A 17,022-nucleotide genomic window follows, 5' to 3' on the forward strand; every position below is an offset into this window, starting at 1 on the left:
TAAATATTATCAATATGTTAATAGTGTGTTGATAATCGCCCGTTATAGTAAACATTGTTGGATAGTACTTTGGTAATACAGTCTATTAAAACCAGGAGGAATTTTATAAATGAAGAAGGCGTTTTTAGCTATGATGTCTTTATGTCTTGCAGTGATTACAGGCTGTTCATCAGTAGCCGGATCGAAAGGACAAGCCGCTAGTGATGACACGTTAACAATTGCATGGCTGCCTAACGAATCCGGTGCCGATATGGGGGAAGCGCGTGAAGAAATAGGTAAAGTCATTGAAGAAAAAACAGGCAAGAAAGTGGAACACAAAACAACAACAGACTATATTATTGCCATCGAGTCAGTCGCTAATGGCAATGCCGATGTTGCATTCCTGGGGGCTCAAGGTTATATCGAGGCTCACAATAAAAACGAAAAGGTTATTCCATTAGCTGTTCCGAGTGGTGAATCGGGTACGCTGGAAGATGCAGTGTATTATAGCTGGCTGTCGGTTAAGAAAGAAAATCAGGACAAGTATAAAAGTGGCGGTGAATTTACCATTGATAATATTGCCGGCAAGAAGTTTTCCTTTGTTTCAAATAGCTCCACTTCAGGTTTTAAAGTACCGTCAACAGGAGTTGTAGAGTACTTCAGTAAAAAAGAGGAATACAAAAATTTGACTGCAGAGGATTTGCTTGAAGGTGGTAAAGGCAAATTCTTCAGTGAAGTGCTTTATGGTGGTTCTCACCAAGGTTCAGCAGTAAATCTTCTGACAGGAAAATCTGATGTTGCGGCCTTCTGTGATACATGTGTCGGAAACTACGTAGAATTGGCGGAAGGTACTGCTAACAAGCCGGGAGCGCTTTACAAGGTTAAAGAAGATGCTGCAGAGCCTTTTAACACAGTTCCGGGTGAAGAATTTTCATTGATATCTGTTACACCAGTGCTTAATGCTCCATTTGTGGCTAATACAGAAATGGTCAGCGAAGAAGACCTGAAGAAGCTGCAGGAAGTATTTACATCTGATGAGGTAGCAAGCAATGAAAAGATTTTTGTTCCGGAAGGATCAGAGTTTTCAGGACTGTTTAGCAAGAAATCTGGAAATGAACGCTTGGTTCCTGTAGAAGATGAGTGGTTCAATCCGATCAGAGAATTATCCAAATAAGATTAGAGAGATGCTCCAGGAAAATTTTAAAAAGGAGTTAACTATGACGACGTTATTACAACTAAATCATGTATCAAAACACTATGGTAATGATACAAAGGCGTTATCTGATGTTAACTTCTCCGTGAAAGAAGGAGAGTTTGTTTCCATCATTGGCCCATCGGGTGCGGGGAAATCAACTCTTCTTCGCTGCATCAATCGGATGGTTGATGCTAACAGCGGAGAAATCATTTTTGATAACGTTGATATAGCAGGTTTGGGGAAAAAGGATTTAAAAAAAGCCAGAACGAAAATCGGAATGATTTTTCAACATTATAATCTTGTTAATAGATTAAGTGTCATTGAAAATGTCCTCCATGGCCGGCTTGGCTTCAAATCTACCTTGGCTGGGGCATTAGGGTTATATACAGAAGAGGAAAAAAGGCAGGCGCTGCAGATATTAGGGGTTCTCGGGCTGCAAGAACAGATTTACAAGCGATCAGACCAGTTAAGCGGCGGGCAAAAGCAGCGTGTTGGGATTGCTCGAGCCTTGATTCAAAACCCGAAAATGCTCCTATGTGATGAACCGATTGCTTCGCTTGACCCCAATGCATCAAAGATTATAATGGATCACCTGAAAAATATCTCTGCTTCAATGGGTATTACTGTCCTGGTCAATCTGCATCAAGTTGAAGTGGCATTAAAGTATTCCGACAGAATCATTGGTGTAAACAAGGGCAGCTTGATTTTTGATGGGCCCCCAAACGAAATAACGGCGGAAATCATTGAAGCTATTTATGGATCTGAAGCAGGGGATCTGATGTTTGACCTGGGAGGGCAATATGCAGGCTGATGTGTTCGTGAAGAAAAGGTGGAATTCCTTCATTTTTTTGCTTATATTACTCGTTGTTACTTTTGTCTCAATCGTTATTACTGAATTTAATATGGCAAAAGGGCTTGCTTCTTTACCTAAAGCATTACAATGGGGATTCACAAATTTTTACCCTGATGAGATGGCACTGACAAAGCTTCCCGATATTTTGAACAAACTGAGGGAAACAGTCTTGATTTCGGTTGCTGCTACCACAGTAGGAGCTATCTTCGCCTTTTTATTTGCATTATTTGGGTCAAGGACAACTAAAGTTAATGGGGTGTTAAGCAAAGTCAGCAGAGGAATTGCAACCATTTTCCGAAACATTGATATTTCCGCCTGGTCAATGATTTTGCTGTTTTCTTTTGGACAAAGTGCGTTAACAGGCTATTTTGCACTGTTTTTTGGATCGTTTGGGTTCCTGACCCGCGCGTTCATTGAAACCATTGATGAGGTTAGCAGTAGTTCAGTTGAAGCTTTGCAGGCCACAGGTGCAGGTTATTTTTCAATTATCTTCCAGTCAGTTATCCCTTCTGGCATTCCACAAATGATTAGTTGGATACTATTTATGATTGAAACAAATATTCGCAGCGCCACCTTGGTAGGGATTCTTACAGGAACCGGAATCGGTTTTGCATTTGACTTGTATTATAAAAGTTTGAATTACCATACGGCGAGCCTGGTTGTTATCGTCATTGTGATAACGATTTTAACAATTGAATATATTTCAAATTACGTAAGGAGGGTGATTTTGTAGTGGGAGTTGATCAATCCGTCAAAACGGTCTCTGCTGATTCAATCAATAGCTTTCATTTAAATGAAAAAAAGCGCATCAAAGTGAAGCCGTTTAATAAGGCGTCTTTAATCATTCAACTCACGATTATTTCGCTAGTCTTAGTGACAATTTATACTTTTATCAGCTTTGATTATTCTGATATTAATCTGTTTGAAGGAATCATCTCAACCTTTCAAAACGTTAAAATAATGTTCCTTGAACCCCACTTTAAGCATTTCTCCTTTGTTACCGCACTTTACCAGGTAATGATTACACTTGGCCTGGCCTTTTTGACAACGCTGTTCGGTGCTTTAATTGCGTTGTTCTTAGGATTTTTTGCAGCCCGGAATTTATCTTCAAAACCTGTTTCAGCTGCGATTAAGGGATTTGTTGCTGTTATCAGATCTGTTCCAACAGTGTTATGGGTATTAATATTTGCGGTAGCTGCCGGGCTGGGCAGTGTTGCAGCTGTGATTGGCATGACCTTTCATACCGTCGGCTATTTAATCAAAGCTTATTCTGAGTCATTTGAGGAATTGGATGAGGGAGTAATTGAAGCTTTGAAGGCAAGTGGTGCAAATTGGTGGCAGATAATCTTTCAGGCAGTTATCCCATCATCTATGACGTATATTATCTCCTGGACATTCCTGCGGTTTGAAGTGAACTTTGCCGTTGCAGTGGCCATGGGCGCTGCAGCGGGTGCAGGCGGAATCGGCTTTGATATGTTCATGGCGAGCGGGTTTTACTTTGATCTCAGGGAGGTCGGTGTCATAACCTACTTCGTTCTGGCATTCGCGATAGCGTTGGAGTTAATTGCTACAAAAGTCAAAACGAACCTTAAAACCAGCGCATAGTACACCTCCTTTTAAAATAGAATGTGTTTTTCTCTGGGAAACCTTCTCCTTCGCACAGTTGGCCGTTTTTTTCGAAAAGAATTAATCGAAATAGTACTCCTATTCAATAGCAGGGAATGATAAGTGTCATTTCAATGAAAAGAGACAGATTAATTTCGGTCTTTGTATGGTTATTTGAATGAAACCATTGAATAGCAACTCATGCAGCTTAAGCGCTAAACAACTGAGAAGGAGGATGGATTGAATTCATCGATACTCTTTCTAAGGCTTGTAAGCAAGGTTGATGGAGATGGTGACTTAGAGACTTTCCGTTAATCTGACTCCCATGGGAGTGATAGTCTGTGGCGGTGAATCTTCATACCCTGAATAAGTATAAATATGTAAAATGTTACCTTAGCCGCTTTTTAAAGAGCTCTTTATATTTAGAAGTAAATAGATGATGGCAGTACTAAACAAGCTGCTTAGCAAAGCGGCCAATATACCAAGACCAATAATTGTTTGAAGTTTATTTTTATAACTTAGAAACATCGATAAATTCTCCTTTGATATTAATACTTTAGTGTTATCTTTGGTGATTTTCATTTTATTATCCTATGTTTAAAAAATTTCGCTTTATTCAGATTTTTTAATTTGGTAAAATTTAGGAACTGTTAAGCTTGCCTGTTGATTTCCGCTATAGCGGCAGTTCGGGGGCAGTGTATTCCGCCTTTGGGGTCTCCCTTGACCCGTTTTTCCCGCAGTCTCGCACCTTCCGCTGCAATATAGAAAAGCGAAAGCTCCCTGACAGAGGAAGAACGGCTAAGTTCGCCACGTCCTGTGGCAGCGTCGGCACTAGCACGTCCTGGGCGTCGGGGCTTTATTTACTCCGTAAAAAAGTTGCTGGGCGCCGCAGCTAGACATTAACAAAGTGTCAAACAACAATAAGCTATAACATGACATTACGAAGAATATTTGTAAAATAGATGAGAAGGTGTGTTCAGCTAAGGTTAGTTGAAGAGCGGTCTCACTTTTAACTGGTCATAGAGTTGAAGGAATTTTTTATCACTAACATAGTCTTTGAATACGGATGACCGGATTGCGTATTAATAGCAAATATTGAATATTAAAGGATCTTATCTTATTTATGAAGAAACACAGTAGGAATGGTAATAAAATCTTATTTGTCCAAAGAAAAAAGCTTCCCGGAAAATTGCTGGCGCAGTACTGTGGGAAGCTTTTTTCATTTATGTATGCTACTGATATTAAGTTCTATTCAATCCATTTTTTGTAGAGAGCGTCAAATTTGCCCTGCAACTTCATTTCATCCATCCACATTTCCAGGTAGCTGGCATAAATGAAATCACCTCGGGGGATCATATAACCTTTTTCATTCTTGGTGAAAGGATCGTCAGTCAGAGCGGCATATAGTCTTTGATCCGCTTTCGCATATGTCATTGCTTCTACAGTGTCTGTGATCATAACGTCATAAGTTCCGTCCGCAACTAGATGCGGGATATCCAGGTTGTTTTGAACAACGGTTACATTTGCATTACTCAGATGCTGACGAACAAATACTTCGTTTGTTCCGCCTGGATTTACGCCGATGCGCACGGCAGGCTTGTTGATATCTTCAATCGTAAGGTATTTGTCCTTGTCTTCTGCACGTACCAAAGGAGCCTTGCCAAATGTAATGTAGCCTTGAGATACATAAGCCGTTTTTTGTCTTGCTGTATTGCGGGTTACGCCGCCGACAGCGATATCAAATTTGTCCGCATGCAGGTCTTTCATCATGTCAGGCCATGTGGTTGAGACTAAACGTACTTTCACGCCGAGGTCTTTTCCGAGTTCTTTGGCAGCGTCAACATCGTAGCCTTCGTATTCATTTGTTTTCGGGTTTAGGTATGTAAAAGGTTTGTAATCTCCGGTCATACCTACCCGAATGTATCCTCGGTCGATAATTTCATCCAACTGTGAAGTTGCAGCATTTTTCAGATGGCCAGGTGAAATTGCTGAAGCGGATTCAGCCGATACGTTTGGTGTGGAGATGAGATCGTGGCCAATATAGCCTGTACCTACCAAGGATAACGAGATAGCGCCTGCCAGTATAACTTTTTTCCATTTCTTAAACATATTAGTTTCCCTCCATTTTCTTCCCTAGTCAGACAACGTGCTTTAGTTACTTTCCATAGTAGGTGAAGTTTGCGATGCTGTGGCTGTTCGCATTGGCTGGCTGGAATTTTCAGCCCATTGATGGTAATGTGCAGTGTCATAGAGCATAGTAACCAAGTTCGGGTCTTCGTTTTAGTGTGCCTTTGCTGATGACAGGGATGAGCAGAACATGAGGACGAAGGTGAAGAAAGCCCCATTTTTCCGATGACATGTTTTTTTAAGTAGTTTCCTCCGTGTATTTTTCCATAGCTAGAATGATAGATTTCCATTTCCAGTTTATGAAATATGAGGAAACTGTGTCTAGAAAAAATTAGGGATACAGCTAATTTGATTCTTATTCCTTACTTACTTCTTACTTCTTAACTTATTAAATGCTTCGAAATGAATCATATTTCATGGTTCGATTTTATTAGTGAGGTATTCTTTTAAATCTGGTGTATCAAATCCTCTGGCAACGGATGATTTTGTTTAACAGCCAAACTTGCTCAAGGACCATTCCAGGTCCTTTTAATGGCAGTAAATCAACAACAACAATTTACAGAACAAAAGAGGAGATAATAGTTTTACTCTAAAGTAAAGTTTCTTTTGGGAAAAACCAAGAAAAAAGGGATTCGCGCTATGACTGGGAATCCCTTTTTTCTGGCGTTATTTTCTCTCTTTTAATACTTCTTGTAAGCGATCAGGGAAGTTGGTAAATAATCCGGTTACTCCCCAGTCAATCAGTCTGTGCATATCGTCTTTTTCGTTAACCGTGTAAGGATGGATTTCCAGCCCATGCTGCCGTACTTTTTGAACGTATGCTTTGTCGAGCATATCAAAGTTCATCCCGACCCCGATGCTGTACTCTTTATAACTGTTTAACTCAGCATCAGTAATTCCTGCTGCGTGATCGTACCATAATAATTGCACAAGCGGGATCTGGGGATCTAATTCATGTACAATCTTCAAGCTGTCAGAACTGAACGATTGGATCAGAACCTTGCCGGAAGCGGCTTTTTTGCCTGAAAGGCCATATTTTTTCAAGACTTCAAGCAGCTTTTCTTCCATTCCGGGGTAGACTTCCGGAGACTTCGTTTCAATATAATAGCGGTTGCCCTTACCAAATGTTTCAATTACTTCTTCAAGTGTTGGAACCTGAAGGCCGACGTATTCTTCTTTGGCTAATTCCGGATATTTTTCATTAAACCAGGAACCGGCATCCAGCTGTTTAACTTCAGCTAATGTGTAGTCCTTTACAAGCCCAGTCCCATTTGTTGTGCGGTCAAGAGTCTCGTCGTGCATCGCAATGAGTTCGCCGTCCTTAGTCATTTGAAGGTCCACTTCAATGTAATCGCCTTTCATCTTTTCCCCTAGTTCATATGCTAAAAGGGTGTGTTCGGGGGCATGGCCTGAAGCTCCGCGGTGTGAAATATTTAAAACTTTGTTTTTATTCTGCAATTGATCCGCAGGACTAGCCGCCTCTGCATGGGCAACTACACCGGATCCGATTCCAACTAGTGCAGCTGACATGAAAACATTTCTTAATAGTCCTTTCATAATTCCTACTTCCCCTTTCAAATTAAAATCAACTTTATTATAAAAGGGCAATATAAAGTCAACTTAAATAAACCATTAAAGTAGAATTACAAACTTGTAAAGTTCTCTATTCACTAATATCTTTTGGTTTAATTTATATCTCAATTCAAACCAAAGGACATCGTCATTAAATTAAAAAAGAAGCAGGAATCATAATATTTCCTGCTTCTGCTATTAATATGTGTCTAAAAGTGCGGCATTTCGCAAAAAACATTTTAGGTAAATGCGATTACTCTGGCCATATTTGGGTCAGTCTCCTGTACAAAGCCTTTTTACGCTTCTGCTTCTTCTGTAACCGGAGTTTTTTTGCCAGAGTTGCTGAGCAGAAGGCCGATTCCTGTCCCGACAAGAGCTGGTACAATCCATTGAAGACCGACTGCGGAAAGTGGCAAAATTTCCTTGAGGTTTTGCAGCGGCCCTAAATCAAGACCAAATGTATTTAATCCATCCATCACGGCGAATACTGCGGTAAATAAGATGGCACTGCCGTAGACCTTTTTGGAATCTTTAAAATATCGATTGAAGAAAGTTAATACAACTAGAACAATTGTTAGCGGGTACGCAGTTACTAAGAACGGTACCGAAACCTTCAGGATTTGGGCCAGTCCCATGTTAGACAGTGTGAATCCGATAAGAGTTACTGCTAAAACAATCATCTTATAACTTGCCTTTGGCATTAGTTTAGAAAAATATTGTCCGCAAGCTGAGGTTAAACCAACAACTGTTGTGAAGCAAGCAAGTGTGAAAATAAAGCCAAGCAGAGTCACTCCGCCTTTGCCCAATAATTGAGTCGAAGCAGCGGAAAGAATTTCAGTACCATTGGAAAACGTTCCATTTGCAGCCATTTTTCCGCCAATCAGTCCAAGGCTTACATATACCGCTGAAAGCAACACGCCAGCAATTAAAGCAGCTTTAAAAGTATAGTTGGTTAATTTCTTCCTCTCAGTTACGCCTCTTTGCTGGATGGCTGAAAGAATGACGATACCAAAGGCCAATGAAGCAAGGGCATCCATTGTGTTATAGCCTTCAAGGAATCCTTTGAAAAAAGCACCGGATTGATACGCCTCGGAAGGTGATGGCAGCTGTCCATCCAATTTTACGAATCCGACTGCACACAATACAACCATTGACAAAAGCAGGGTAGGAGTAATCCAGCGGCCCATGTATTTTTCCATTTTGGAAGGATTTAAGCTGACCAAGTAAGACAGGGCAAAAAATACTGCAGTGAATAATAATAACACTAGTGAAACATTCCAGGATTCATTAAGGAAAGGCTTTACTCCCATCTCAAAAGCTACATTAGCATTTCTTGGAATCGCAAGGAATGGCCCGATCGATAAATAAACGATAACCATAAAAACTGTACTGAAGAGAGGATGAACCCGGTTTCCGATTGCCTGGGCACCTCCGTTTACAAGGGAAACTGCAAGCAGGACGGCAAATGGAAGCCCGACTCCGGTAACAATGAACCCTGCCATTGCAACCCAATAGGAAGTTCCGGATTCCGCTCCAAGGAAAGGAGGGAAGATAAGGTTTCCGGCTCCAAAGAACATCGAAAATAACATTAATCCAATAAATAAGGTGTCTAGCTTTCTCAAAGTAATCTCTCCTTTATTGTTTTAACAAAACCAAAAAACCCGTCCCAAAAATAGGGACGAGTTGCGCTCGCGTTACCACCCTTATTCCGCATATTAAAAAGCATGCGGCTCTCAGTCAACGTACAATCATACGTGTTCCATTGTAACGGCGGATAACCCGGCAAAGCTTACTGGAGCTTTCAGCTTTGCATCTCAGAGATGATTTTCGGACAAGGCCTGGACACCGGCTTTCACCAACCGCCGGTTCTCTGTAGAACAGGGTTCCCATCTTACTCGTTCTCGTCATTGATTTTATTATTTGAATATAATTTATCAGAATAAATTAGACATGTCAATATTTTTTGACATTTTTAATAATTCAGTTCTGTTTCTCAACACAAGCTAGGATGGAAAGTGGGAATATTAATGAAAAGAAGAGATGGTAATACCTGTTTTCATCGATATGTTCAAAATAAAAAGATAAGGCGTGTTTGTACTTATTTTATCCTAAAAAGAATTTTGCATTGTGAAAATCTTTGTTTATTAGATACATAGGCGCAAGTTTTGAAATACTCCTGATATACTAAACAGTGAAAACTTATGAAAATATCGTATTGGGGTGCATACCAATGAAGAAATTCAGCACAGGATATTGCAGACGTTTATCCCCGGCAAGAAAAGGTAAGCTCTGTGATGATGGCCGGATAGGTTTCCCGGATGACTTCTCAGATAATAAATTTATTCATGTAGATGGCGATTGTCTATGTGCATTCCAGTGCTTTGACCCTGAACTTGGCGGCCAGAAAAAATAAGATTAAAAGGCGGGGCGGTTCTTTCGTTTTGAAGGACTGTTTCTTTACTAGAAGCCTCTGAATAAATGTTAATCAAACAATAAATCTGCGGCTAATCATAGGTCATGCAGAAAGAAGCAGGACGGCATAATCGGTCCTGCTTCTTTTTATACTAAATAACATTTAGAAATCAGTGTCAATATAAGGAATATTCAACCGGCCTTCGACAGCACGCAGCCGTTGGTTTAACCGCTGGATGCGACGTGTATGCCGTTCGTCGTTGCGATTAAGGCGGGAGATTTCCTGATTAATCCGGTTTATTTCTCTATTGATGCGGGTAACTTCCTGGCTTATCCTCGCCAGCTCCCGTGTTTGTTGTTCATTTTGTCGTTCAAGTTCTCTAATTCTTCTTTCGAGTTGTGGCTGTCTTTCGTCTTGCTGCTGTTGAATCATATTAAAGTAATCATGATGTTCCGATTGGTCTGGCATGCTGTATGCATCCATGGGTTGAGGCATAAACATTTGGTGCTGATCCATATCGTTTTCCATAGGAAGATAGTCAGGCTGTCTCATGTCAAATGAATTTTGCTGTTCAAACGGCTGCTGCATAATTGGATTATATTGCTGCTGTTCCATCATCGGATTGAATTGCTGCTGCTCCATCATTGGGTTGAATTGTCGTTGTTGATGCATCATTTGGTCAAATTGTCCTTGAGATTGAGGCATATTAAATTGGCCTTGCATTAATTGCTGTGATTGTTGTGGGAAAAATCCTTGCTGAATTCCAAATGAATTCATATTCATCGGGGTACACTCCTTTTTTCTCTTGGGTTAAATACCCTATAAAATATGTCTGAAGGATATAGCCGACACGGCAAATGCCCAGTTACAGCCCATAAAAAAAAACCTGAAACAATTTTGTCAAAAAGGAGCTGTTATATGCCGGAATAAATACAGTATTTGTGTAATTTCAAATCATAATTACGTCATTATAAAAAGGGAAGGTAATCCATCTTAGGGTGGATATTCTTTAATCTGCACGATATTATATTTTGTATCGCTTTAGTTCCTCTTCTTTAGTCCTCATTCTGGGTCTTTATCTCCAGTGAATCCCATATAAAGTAAAATATGATTACAATTTAACAATTCTTGTCTTTTATTTGTAAGCAAACTGAAATCTTTCTGGATTTCTTGTTTGTTAAAATAATGGTTGGTGGTTACATAGAATTAAAAAAAGGGAAAAGAAATAGAAAAAGAAAAATTGGGGGAGTACTATGACTTCGACTTCGGATAAGACAATGATTGAGAAACGTTTTTATGAAACGTTAATAAACTCTGAAGATGCTGGACATCCTGTACAGGTGCTGGGTGAAATGTATGCTAAAGAACAGAAGAAGGAAATGGCGGAGCTGTCTTCTATCCGTTTTGCACAAGGAGAGATTTACTTTCACTGCCGGGATTATGAAACGGCCATCTTTAAGTGGGAGAATATCCTTGATGAAAAGATGATGTGGGCCAAAAAAAATTCAGGGGATGCCTATTATGAGCTTGGGCTTTTAGCTGCAGCAGAAGAGATTTATAAGTCTATAGATTCCGAAAATCCTTCCCTGCTTACGGAAGCATCATTGCAGTTATTTTCACTATACATAGAAGAAAACAGGATGGAAAATGCTACGGCTGTAATTAAACAAATTATGGAGGTGAATCCGGATTACCCTAACGCTGCAGAAATAGCCCGAACTTTCTTCGAAGAGCAGCAGGATTGGGGAAATGCTGTTGAACTTGCCGCTAAGGAAGGGATTAGATCAGAATCCGTCCATTGGTTTGAACTGTTAACAAGCTATATTGATAGAGGTATAACAGGCGGAGGTGCGCCTGAGTATTATTCTAACGTTTTGTTTTCTCTCTATCATTTGGATCTAAACCGGTTTGAACAAATGGCAGTAGCTTTATGGAATACCTATAAAGAAACGGACTCTTATTTTGCCTGGCTCCACACTATCAATAGTTTATTTATGAATGTAGAGACCGATTCCCCGCATATATGGCGGGAATTGTCACGATGCTATGAAGAGGCCTATCTCGAATTAATAAGCGGTAAGTATTTAGTAAAAGAGATTCAGGGGATGATTCCAGCTGTCTTGGCCCAATGGCTTAAGGTGGCTGACAAAAAGCATGAATTGGCTGCCGCGGCGGCCGTTTTATCGTGGAATGAACGTTTTGCGGAAACGATGGAGGCAATAACCATACAAGATGCAGAGTTTAAAATCATGAATGCGGCGGAAGCAGAGGACGGGTTTGAAGAAAGAATCCAATTGTTCCAGGCGGTCGCGGAATGGGCCGCCAGCCATGGCCTTGATGTGGATCGCAGGTTAGAATGGTTTGTCAGCCAGCTCGCAGATTTGAACGAACGTAAATTATTGATTGCCGGCTCTGAACAAAGCGGAAAAACATCTGTTATTCATTCAGTTTTGCAGGAGCAAATTCTTGGAGAAGCAGCCACAGGAGCAGTGATGGTTAAGGATGGAGACGTTTTTGGAGTTCGGGAAATAAGCGAGACGGAAGTAAGAGAACGGGAAGAATTCCTGCAGGAAGAGATGCCGATCATCCGCGGACATCGGGAAACCTGCCTGGAGGTACAACTGGCTTCTGATTTCCTGCACAGAAATAAGCTTGCATTTATTGATACACCTGGTTTGATAGGAAGCTCCGCAAAGAATGAACTGTTCAGTTACATTCACGCAGCGGACGGCTTGCTGTTTGTCCTGGACGCAACGGCACCTTTCACTGATACGGAGTGTGAAGCCCTGCTCCAGGTCCAGAAACAAGCGCCGAATCTGCCCATCCATTTCCTTTTAAATAAAATGGATGCTTTATATAGTGGAACGGAAGTACAAAAACTGGCTGAAGAAACTACTGTCAGGGTGCGGCAATATTTCCCGAATGCACGGGTATTCCCGTTTTCTGCGGCACGCAGGAGCACGGAACAGCTTGGTGACTTCTCGCAATTTTTGAATACTGTATTTGTAAGCAGGGATAGGAAGTCGTCACGTACTGATCAACTGCTCTATTTTATCCGCGCAATTGTATCAGAATTATTCCAGCGCAGAATTGATGCAGAAAATAACCTGACAAACTTAATAGAATGGAATGAACAAGTATCAACCAAGCTGAATGGTGCAATTCACCAAGTAGAAGATCTGGAAAAGGAAAAGGCTAAGTCGATTAAAGCTGGTTTTGCGGAAAGCAAAGAGGAGGTCAAATATGATATTACCTCCAAAATACCTGAGATTTTACGCGGGTGTACAGAATTGGTTAAAGAGGACAGCGATTTCAGAAACATCCATGTTGAACTAAATAAAGAAATGAATGAAAGAATCCAGGATTATGTCAGGGGTACTGCTTTGCCAAAGCTTTATCGCTCATTGCAGAATTGGATTGAAGCATCTAGCGATGAATTCAAGCATAGCCAGCAATTTTTGTGGGATATGGCAGAAGGATTCAACAATCTGTTCGGAGAACAAAGAATTACTCTTGATTGTGATTTCAAGGTTCTGGATGACTGGCGCAGGGATGCAGACAGGATGACAAACGGGATTCATATGGAAGAAATGAACATTCTTCTCCGTCATACACCATCTCAGCTGCTATTAAAGGGTGCCGGAAAGCTGCTTGGGGTGCTGCCGCAAAATAACTCTATGCTTTATAACAGCTATAAAAAGTTTCTGGAAAACGAGGATTATCAGGAGCAGGCGATCTCGTTCACAACAAAGTTTCTGCGTCAATTTGAAATGTTTGAAAAAGCGATCGAACGGGACGTAGCCATGTTTTTCAGAAACCCTGCCCAAGAGCTGGAAAGAACACTTCAGCAGTCTGGAGAGAAAATTACGGAAGGAAAAGCAGCACTGCATGAAATGAATATAAATCCTGAAAGCTATAAGGACCCATTAACATTGTTTGAGGTAAGACTGCGTCAATTCGAATGGATGAATGTCCAATAATATCACTGGCTGAAAATCAGGCTATCGGGAAACCAACCGATGCCTGATTTTTTTGCTCTAGGTAAGATCAATCTGTTACATTTCCTGAACTCACGTATCTAATGTGGCAGGAAGGTATGTGAGATTATGGGGGGATCCAGTGGAAATGCTGTTTAAGCATATATATGAAGCATATTTTGATGATGTTTACCGATTTGTATATGTAAAAACAGGGAACAAATGGGATGCGGATGACATTGGTAGTGAAACATTCCGCAAAGTATATGAAAAGAGCGCTCCTTCAGAAACGATTTCGATAAAATAAGCCTGGGTGTTTACAATCACCAGAAATACGGTCATTGTTTTTTCGGAAAAGGAAAAGGTCTTAGTGGCAAATGGTATTATATGGACGGTTCTTTTTTTGCTGTATTGAATATTAAAGCCACATGTATCATGATCAATTATGGGGAGCATCTAGCAGGAAGAATATCGGCAACAGCGCGGAATTAAGGCATAAAAAGTGTTCGGCATAGTACTAATAAGTAATATATAAATTGGAAGCGATACTGCAATTGTGGTATCGTTTTTTAATATATAAATCTTAAGAAAATTAAATAAAGATGGGGAAGGATTAATGAGAGTTATCGATTTACACTGTGATGCGCTTCTTAGGCTGTGGGATTCGAAAGGGAAACTGAAGTTTGGAAATGCCCCTGAAATTCAGACAAATAAAAACCGCCTTCAGCAGGGAGGGGTAATGCTTCAAGGCTTCGCGATCTGGATCGATCCGGACATGAAACAGGAGCAAAAATTTCAGGCCGCACTTGAACAGATCGATATATTTTATAAAGAAGTAATAGGACAGCACCCTGAGATGAAACCGATAAAGGATTGGTCAGACATTGATTCACTGCAGGACGGAGAAATTGGCGCAATGCTTACGCTTGAGGGTGTGGATGCAATAGGGAATGATATAAAAAAGCTTAGTATTTTGCATCAGCTAGGTGTTAAGTCAGTCGGATTGACATGGAATAATGCCAACCTTGCAGCCGATGGGGCAGGCGAACCTCGCGGAGCAGGCCTGACTTTATTCGGAAAAGAAATTGTCCGGTTTAATAATGAACATCAAATCCTGACAGATGTTTCACACTTAAGTGAAAAAGGATTTTGGGATGTCATGGAAATTGCAGATTATCCGATTTCCAGTCACTCCAATTCGCGGAAAATATATGACCATCCAAGGAATTTGACTGATGAACAGGCGATTGCGATGTTTAAAAACGGTGGCATGGTACACGTGATTTATTGCCCTTACTTTACAAAAGCAGATGGCATAACAACAATCTCCGATTTAATGAAGCATATAGACCATTTTTGCTCTCTGGGCGGAGTAAAGCACCTAGGATTTGGTTCCGACTTTGATGGCATTTCTTCATTTATTAAAGGACTTGAGGATGCTTCACAAACTCAAAATTTAATTAATGAATTATTAAAGTATTACAAGGAAGAAGAGGTTAGCGGTTTTGCGTACCGAAACTTTTTGAACCATCGCCCGAAGAAAGTGTTTGCTGGTGAAATCTGATGAAAGCAAGGGAAAGAGGAATACAGATTGGAAGAATAAATCCTGGAAGGAAAAACTGCATTACCGATGTAAAGGGCGTAAAAGTGGGCCATGTTACCCTCGATTATCCGCTTGATAGTATTAGCCAGGACTATGCCTGCACAGGTGTGACGGCCATTTTACCGCATGAGGGAAATCTATTCCAAAAAAAGGTAACGGCAGCGGGCTTTGTGATTAATGGCTTTGGAAAAACGACCGGGCTTATACAGGTAAATGAGCTGGGGCTGCTCGAATCTCCTATCATGCTAACGAATACATTTGGGGTTCCGGCGGTCACACAGGGGACCCTTCAATATATGCTTGAAAATAATCCGGATATCGGTGAAGCAACGGGAACCATCAACATTGTTGCAGGTGAGTGCAATGATAGCTATTTAAATTCTATCCGCCTTTTTCCTGTCAAGCCGGAGCATGCAATTGAAGCAATACTAAAAGCGAGTTCTGAAACCGCTATTGAAGGAGCGGTCGGTGCAGGAAAAGGAATGGTTTGCTTTGGATTTAAAGGCGGAATTGGGTCTTCCTCTAGGATTATTACAGACGGGTATACAATTGGCTGCCTTGTTTTAAGCAATTTTGGGAAAAAGGAAGAATTCCAATGGTTCAGATACTCGCTCGACAAGCAGAATTCAGGTGGCCTCTCTGGAACCTCGGACGGATCTATCATCCTTGTAATTGCTACAGACGCCCCATTAAGTGACAGGCAGCTGCTCAGAGTAGCAAAGCGCACTGGGGCAGGCCTTGGCCGTACAGGAAGCCACTTCAGCCATGGGAGCGGAGATATTGCAATTGCTTTTTCGACAGCACACAAAGTACTGCACTATTCAAATAGCAGCACGGAGGCCCGAAATCAAATAAGGGAGGACCATCCGGTTATGAACGAAATTTTTGCAGCTGCTGCTGAAGCGGTGGAAGAGGCGGTATTGAATTCACTTTCACAGGCTGTCACAACGTCAGGAAGAAATGGGCGCATTGTTAGTGCATTTCCGTTTTAAATTGACCTTGTAAAAAAAATATTGGTGAATGGACCATAAAAACCGTTTTCAGTTTAAGAGTAATGTTTTGCAAATAATAGCCAAATACGAAACAGTATGCAGCTGTTTCTATTTGGCTTTTGTTTTTTTCAGCATATACAAAGAAAGGGTAACGTCCGCCATGTATTTATCAACAACTTACTAACTTTGCTTTTGGAAATAAGTTTCTTTTAGATCAGGATGAAAAACTTGGTATATGGAAATTTGTTTTGCCTTTACTAAACAGGTATATACGCCCCTTTTTTCGTCCATAACGATAATATCTGAATGTTTGGGGTGTTATCGTGAACGGAATTTATTTAATTAATGAGAGGACAAGCATTGACGGCTTATCGAGCCATGAAAGTATTTCGCTGCAAAAAGAAGCCCTTTTAAAACTGATTGATGAATGGAACATTAACATTATCACCTTAAACCCCCACCAATTATATCCACATTACACAAATCCACATGCGCTTCTATTTGATTTACAGAAAAGTGGGGCGAAGACAGATTGTCTTATTCTTTATTCAGAAGAAATGATCTTACCTTTTTCAGAGCTTTACTATGAGAAATGGCTATTGCTGCGAAGTTACACTGGATTGTTGATGTCGGTACAATCAGATATAAGTAAAAATTATTACATCTCATAAACATTTTCTTATTAACCTATAAACGATAATTTAAG

At 40.6% G+C, this 17,022-nt stretch carries 14 protein-coding genes and 1 other annotated feature; of the genes, 10 read left to right on the plus strand and 4 right to left on the minus strand.

The features are described from left to right. The first annotated feature begins 109 nt into the window (after window positions 1–109). From phnD to D0469_RS11010, 4 genes are read left to right on the plus strand one after another with little or no spacing between them, the layout of a single operon-like run. The gene (phnD, locus tag D0469_RS10995; RefSeq protein ID WP_117326791.1) at window positions 110–1,153 is read left to right on the plus strand and encodes a phosphate/phosphite/phosphonate ABC transporter substrate-binding protein; all 1,044 of its coding nucleotides are present in this window, start codon (window positions 110–112) and stop codon (window positions 1,151–1,153) included. A gap of 43 nt (window positions 1,154–1,196) precedes the next feature. Then, window positions 1,197–1,985 carry a phosphonate ABC transporter ATP-binding protein gene (gene phnC, locus D0469_RS11000; protein ID WP_117326792.1) on the plus strand — a complete coding sequence of 263 codons (789 nt, stop codon included), beginning with the start codon at window positions 1,197–1,199 and terminating at the stop codon, window positions 1,983–1,985. After that, window positions 1,975–2,760 carry a PhnE/PtxC family ABC transporter permease gene (locus tag D0469_RS11005; protein WP_117326793.1) on the plus strand — a complete coding sequence of 262 codons (786 nt, stop codon included), beginning with the start codon at window positions 1,975–1,977 and terminating at the stop codon, window positions 2,758–2,760. The genes phnC and D0469_RS11005 overlap by 11 nt, the downstream gene beginning before the upstream one ends. 41 nt (window positions 2,761–2,801) lie before the next feature. Continuing rightward, the gene (locus D0469_RS11010; protein WP_117326827.1) at window positions 2,802–3,632 is read left to right on the plus strand and encodes a PhnE/PtxC family ABC transporter permease; all 831 of its coding nucleotides are present in this window, start codon (window positions 2,802–2,804) and stop codon (window positions 3,630–3,632) included. Window positions 3,633–4,880: 1,248 nt separating this feature from the next. Here the strand turns inward: D0469_RS11010 and D0469_RS11015 are convergent. From D0469_RS11015 to brnQ, 3 genes are all read right to left on the minus strand, one after another. Beyond that, complete coding sequence (locus tag D0469_RS11015) at window positions 4,881–5,741, minus strand: transporter substrate-binding domain-containing protein (protein ID WP_117326794.1); 861 nt, start codon at window positions 5,739–5,741, stop codon at window positions 4,881–4,883. A 684-nt stretch (window positions 5,742–6,425) separates the two neighbouring features. Further along, window positions 6,426–7,316, minus strand: coding sequence for a glycerophosphodiester phosphodiesterase (locus tag D0469_RS11020; protein ID WP_117326795.1), 891 nt, complete (start codon window positions 7,314–7,316; stop codon window positions 6,426–6,428). 311 nt (window positions 7,317–7,627) lie between these two features. Further along, window positions 7,628–8,953 (minus strand): branched-chain amino acid transport system II carrier protein, encoded by a 1,326-nt coding sequence (gene brnQ / locus D0469_RS11025; protein WP_117326796.1) that lies wholly within the window; start codon window positions 8,951–8,953, stop codon window positions 7,628–7,630. Window positions 8,954–9,002: 49 nt separating this feature from the next. After that, window positions 9,003–9,248, minus strand: a binding site (T-box leader). A gap of 313 nt (window positions 9,249–9,561) precedes the next feature. Here brnQ and D0469_RS11030 point away from each other — a divergent pair. Continuing rightward, a complete protein-coding gene (locus D0469_RS11030; RefSeq protein ID WP_117326797.1) occupies window positions 9,562–9,744 on the plus strand; it encodes a hypothetical protein in 183 nt (60 codons plus the stop codon). 162 nt (window positions 9,745–9,906) lie between these two features. Here the strand turns inward: D0469_RS11030 and D0469_RS11035 are convergent, their stop codons facing one another. After that, window positions 9,907–10,260 carry a hypothetical protein gene (locus D0469_RS11035; protein ID WP_117326828.1) on the minus strand — a complete coding sequence of 118 codons (354 nt, stop codon included), beginning with the start codon at window positions 10,258–10,260 and terminating at the stop codon, window positions 9,907–9,909. Between the two features lie 737 nt (window positions 10,261–10,997). On the opposite strand from D0469_RS11035, the gene D0469_RS11040 reads away from it, so the two are divergent. The 5 genes from D0469_RS11040 to D0469_RS11055 all read left to right on the plus strand — a co-directional run bounded on the left by D0469_RS11040 (window position 10,998) and on the right by D0469_RS11055 (window position 16,987). Further along, window positions 10,998–13,724: a GTPase domain-containing protein gene (locus tag D0469_RS11040; protein WP_117326798.1), complete on the plus strand. Its 2,727-nt coding sequence runs from the start codon at window positions 10,998–11,000 to the stop codon at window positions 13,722–13,724. A gap of 139 nt (window positions 13,725–13,863) precedes the next feature. After that, the gene (locus D0469_RS21110) at window positions 13,864–14,028 is read left to right on the plus strand and encodes an RNA polymerase sigma factor (protein WP_158553429.1); all 165 of its coding nucleotides are present in this window, start codon (window positions 13,864–13,866) and stop codon (window positions 14,026–14,028) included. A 309-nt stretch (window positions 14,029–14,337) separates the two neighbouring features. Next, complete coding sequence (locus D0469_RS11045; protein WP_117326799.1) at window positions 14,338–15,285, plus strand: dipeptidase; 948 nt, start codon at window positions 14,338–14,340, stop codon at window positions 15,283–15,285. Beyond that, complete coding sequence (locus tag D0469_RS11050; protein ID WP_117326800.1) at window positions 15,285–16,316, plus strand: DmpA family aminopeptidase; 1,032 nt, start codon at window positions 15,285–15,287, stop codon at window positions 16,314–16,316. The genes D0469_RS11045 and D0469_RS11050 overlap by 1 nt, the downstream gene beginning before the upstream one ends. 323 nt (window positions 16,317–16,639) lie before the next feature. Further along, window positions 16,640–16,987 carry a hypothetical protein gene (locus D0469_RS11055; RefSeq protein ID WP_117326801.1) on the plus strand — a complete coding sequence of 116 codons (348 nt, stop codon included), beginning with the start codon at window positions 16,640–16,642 and terminating at the stop codon, window positions 16,985–16,987. Window positions 16,988–17,022 lie beyond the last annotated feature (35 nt).

It is taken from the genome of Peribacillus saganii (assembly GCF_003429095.1).
GTDB classification, from domain to species: domain Bacteria; phylum Bacillota; class Bacilli; order Bacillales; family DSM-1321; genus Peribacillus; species Peribacillus saganii.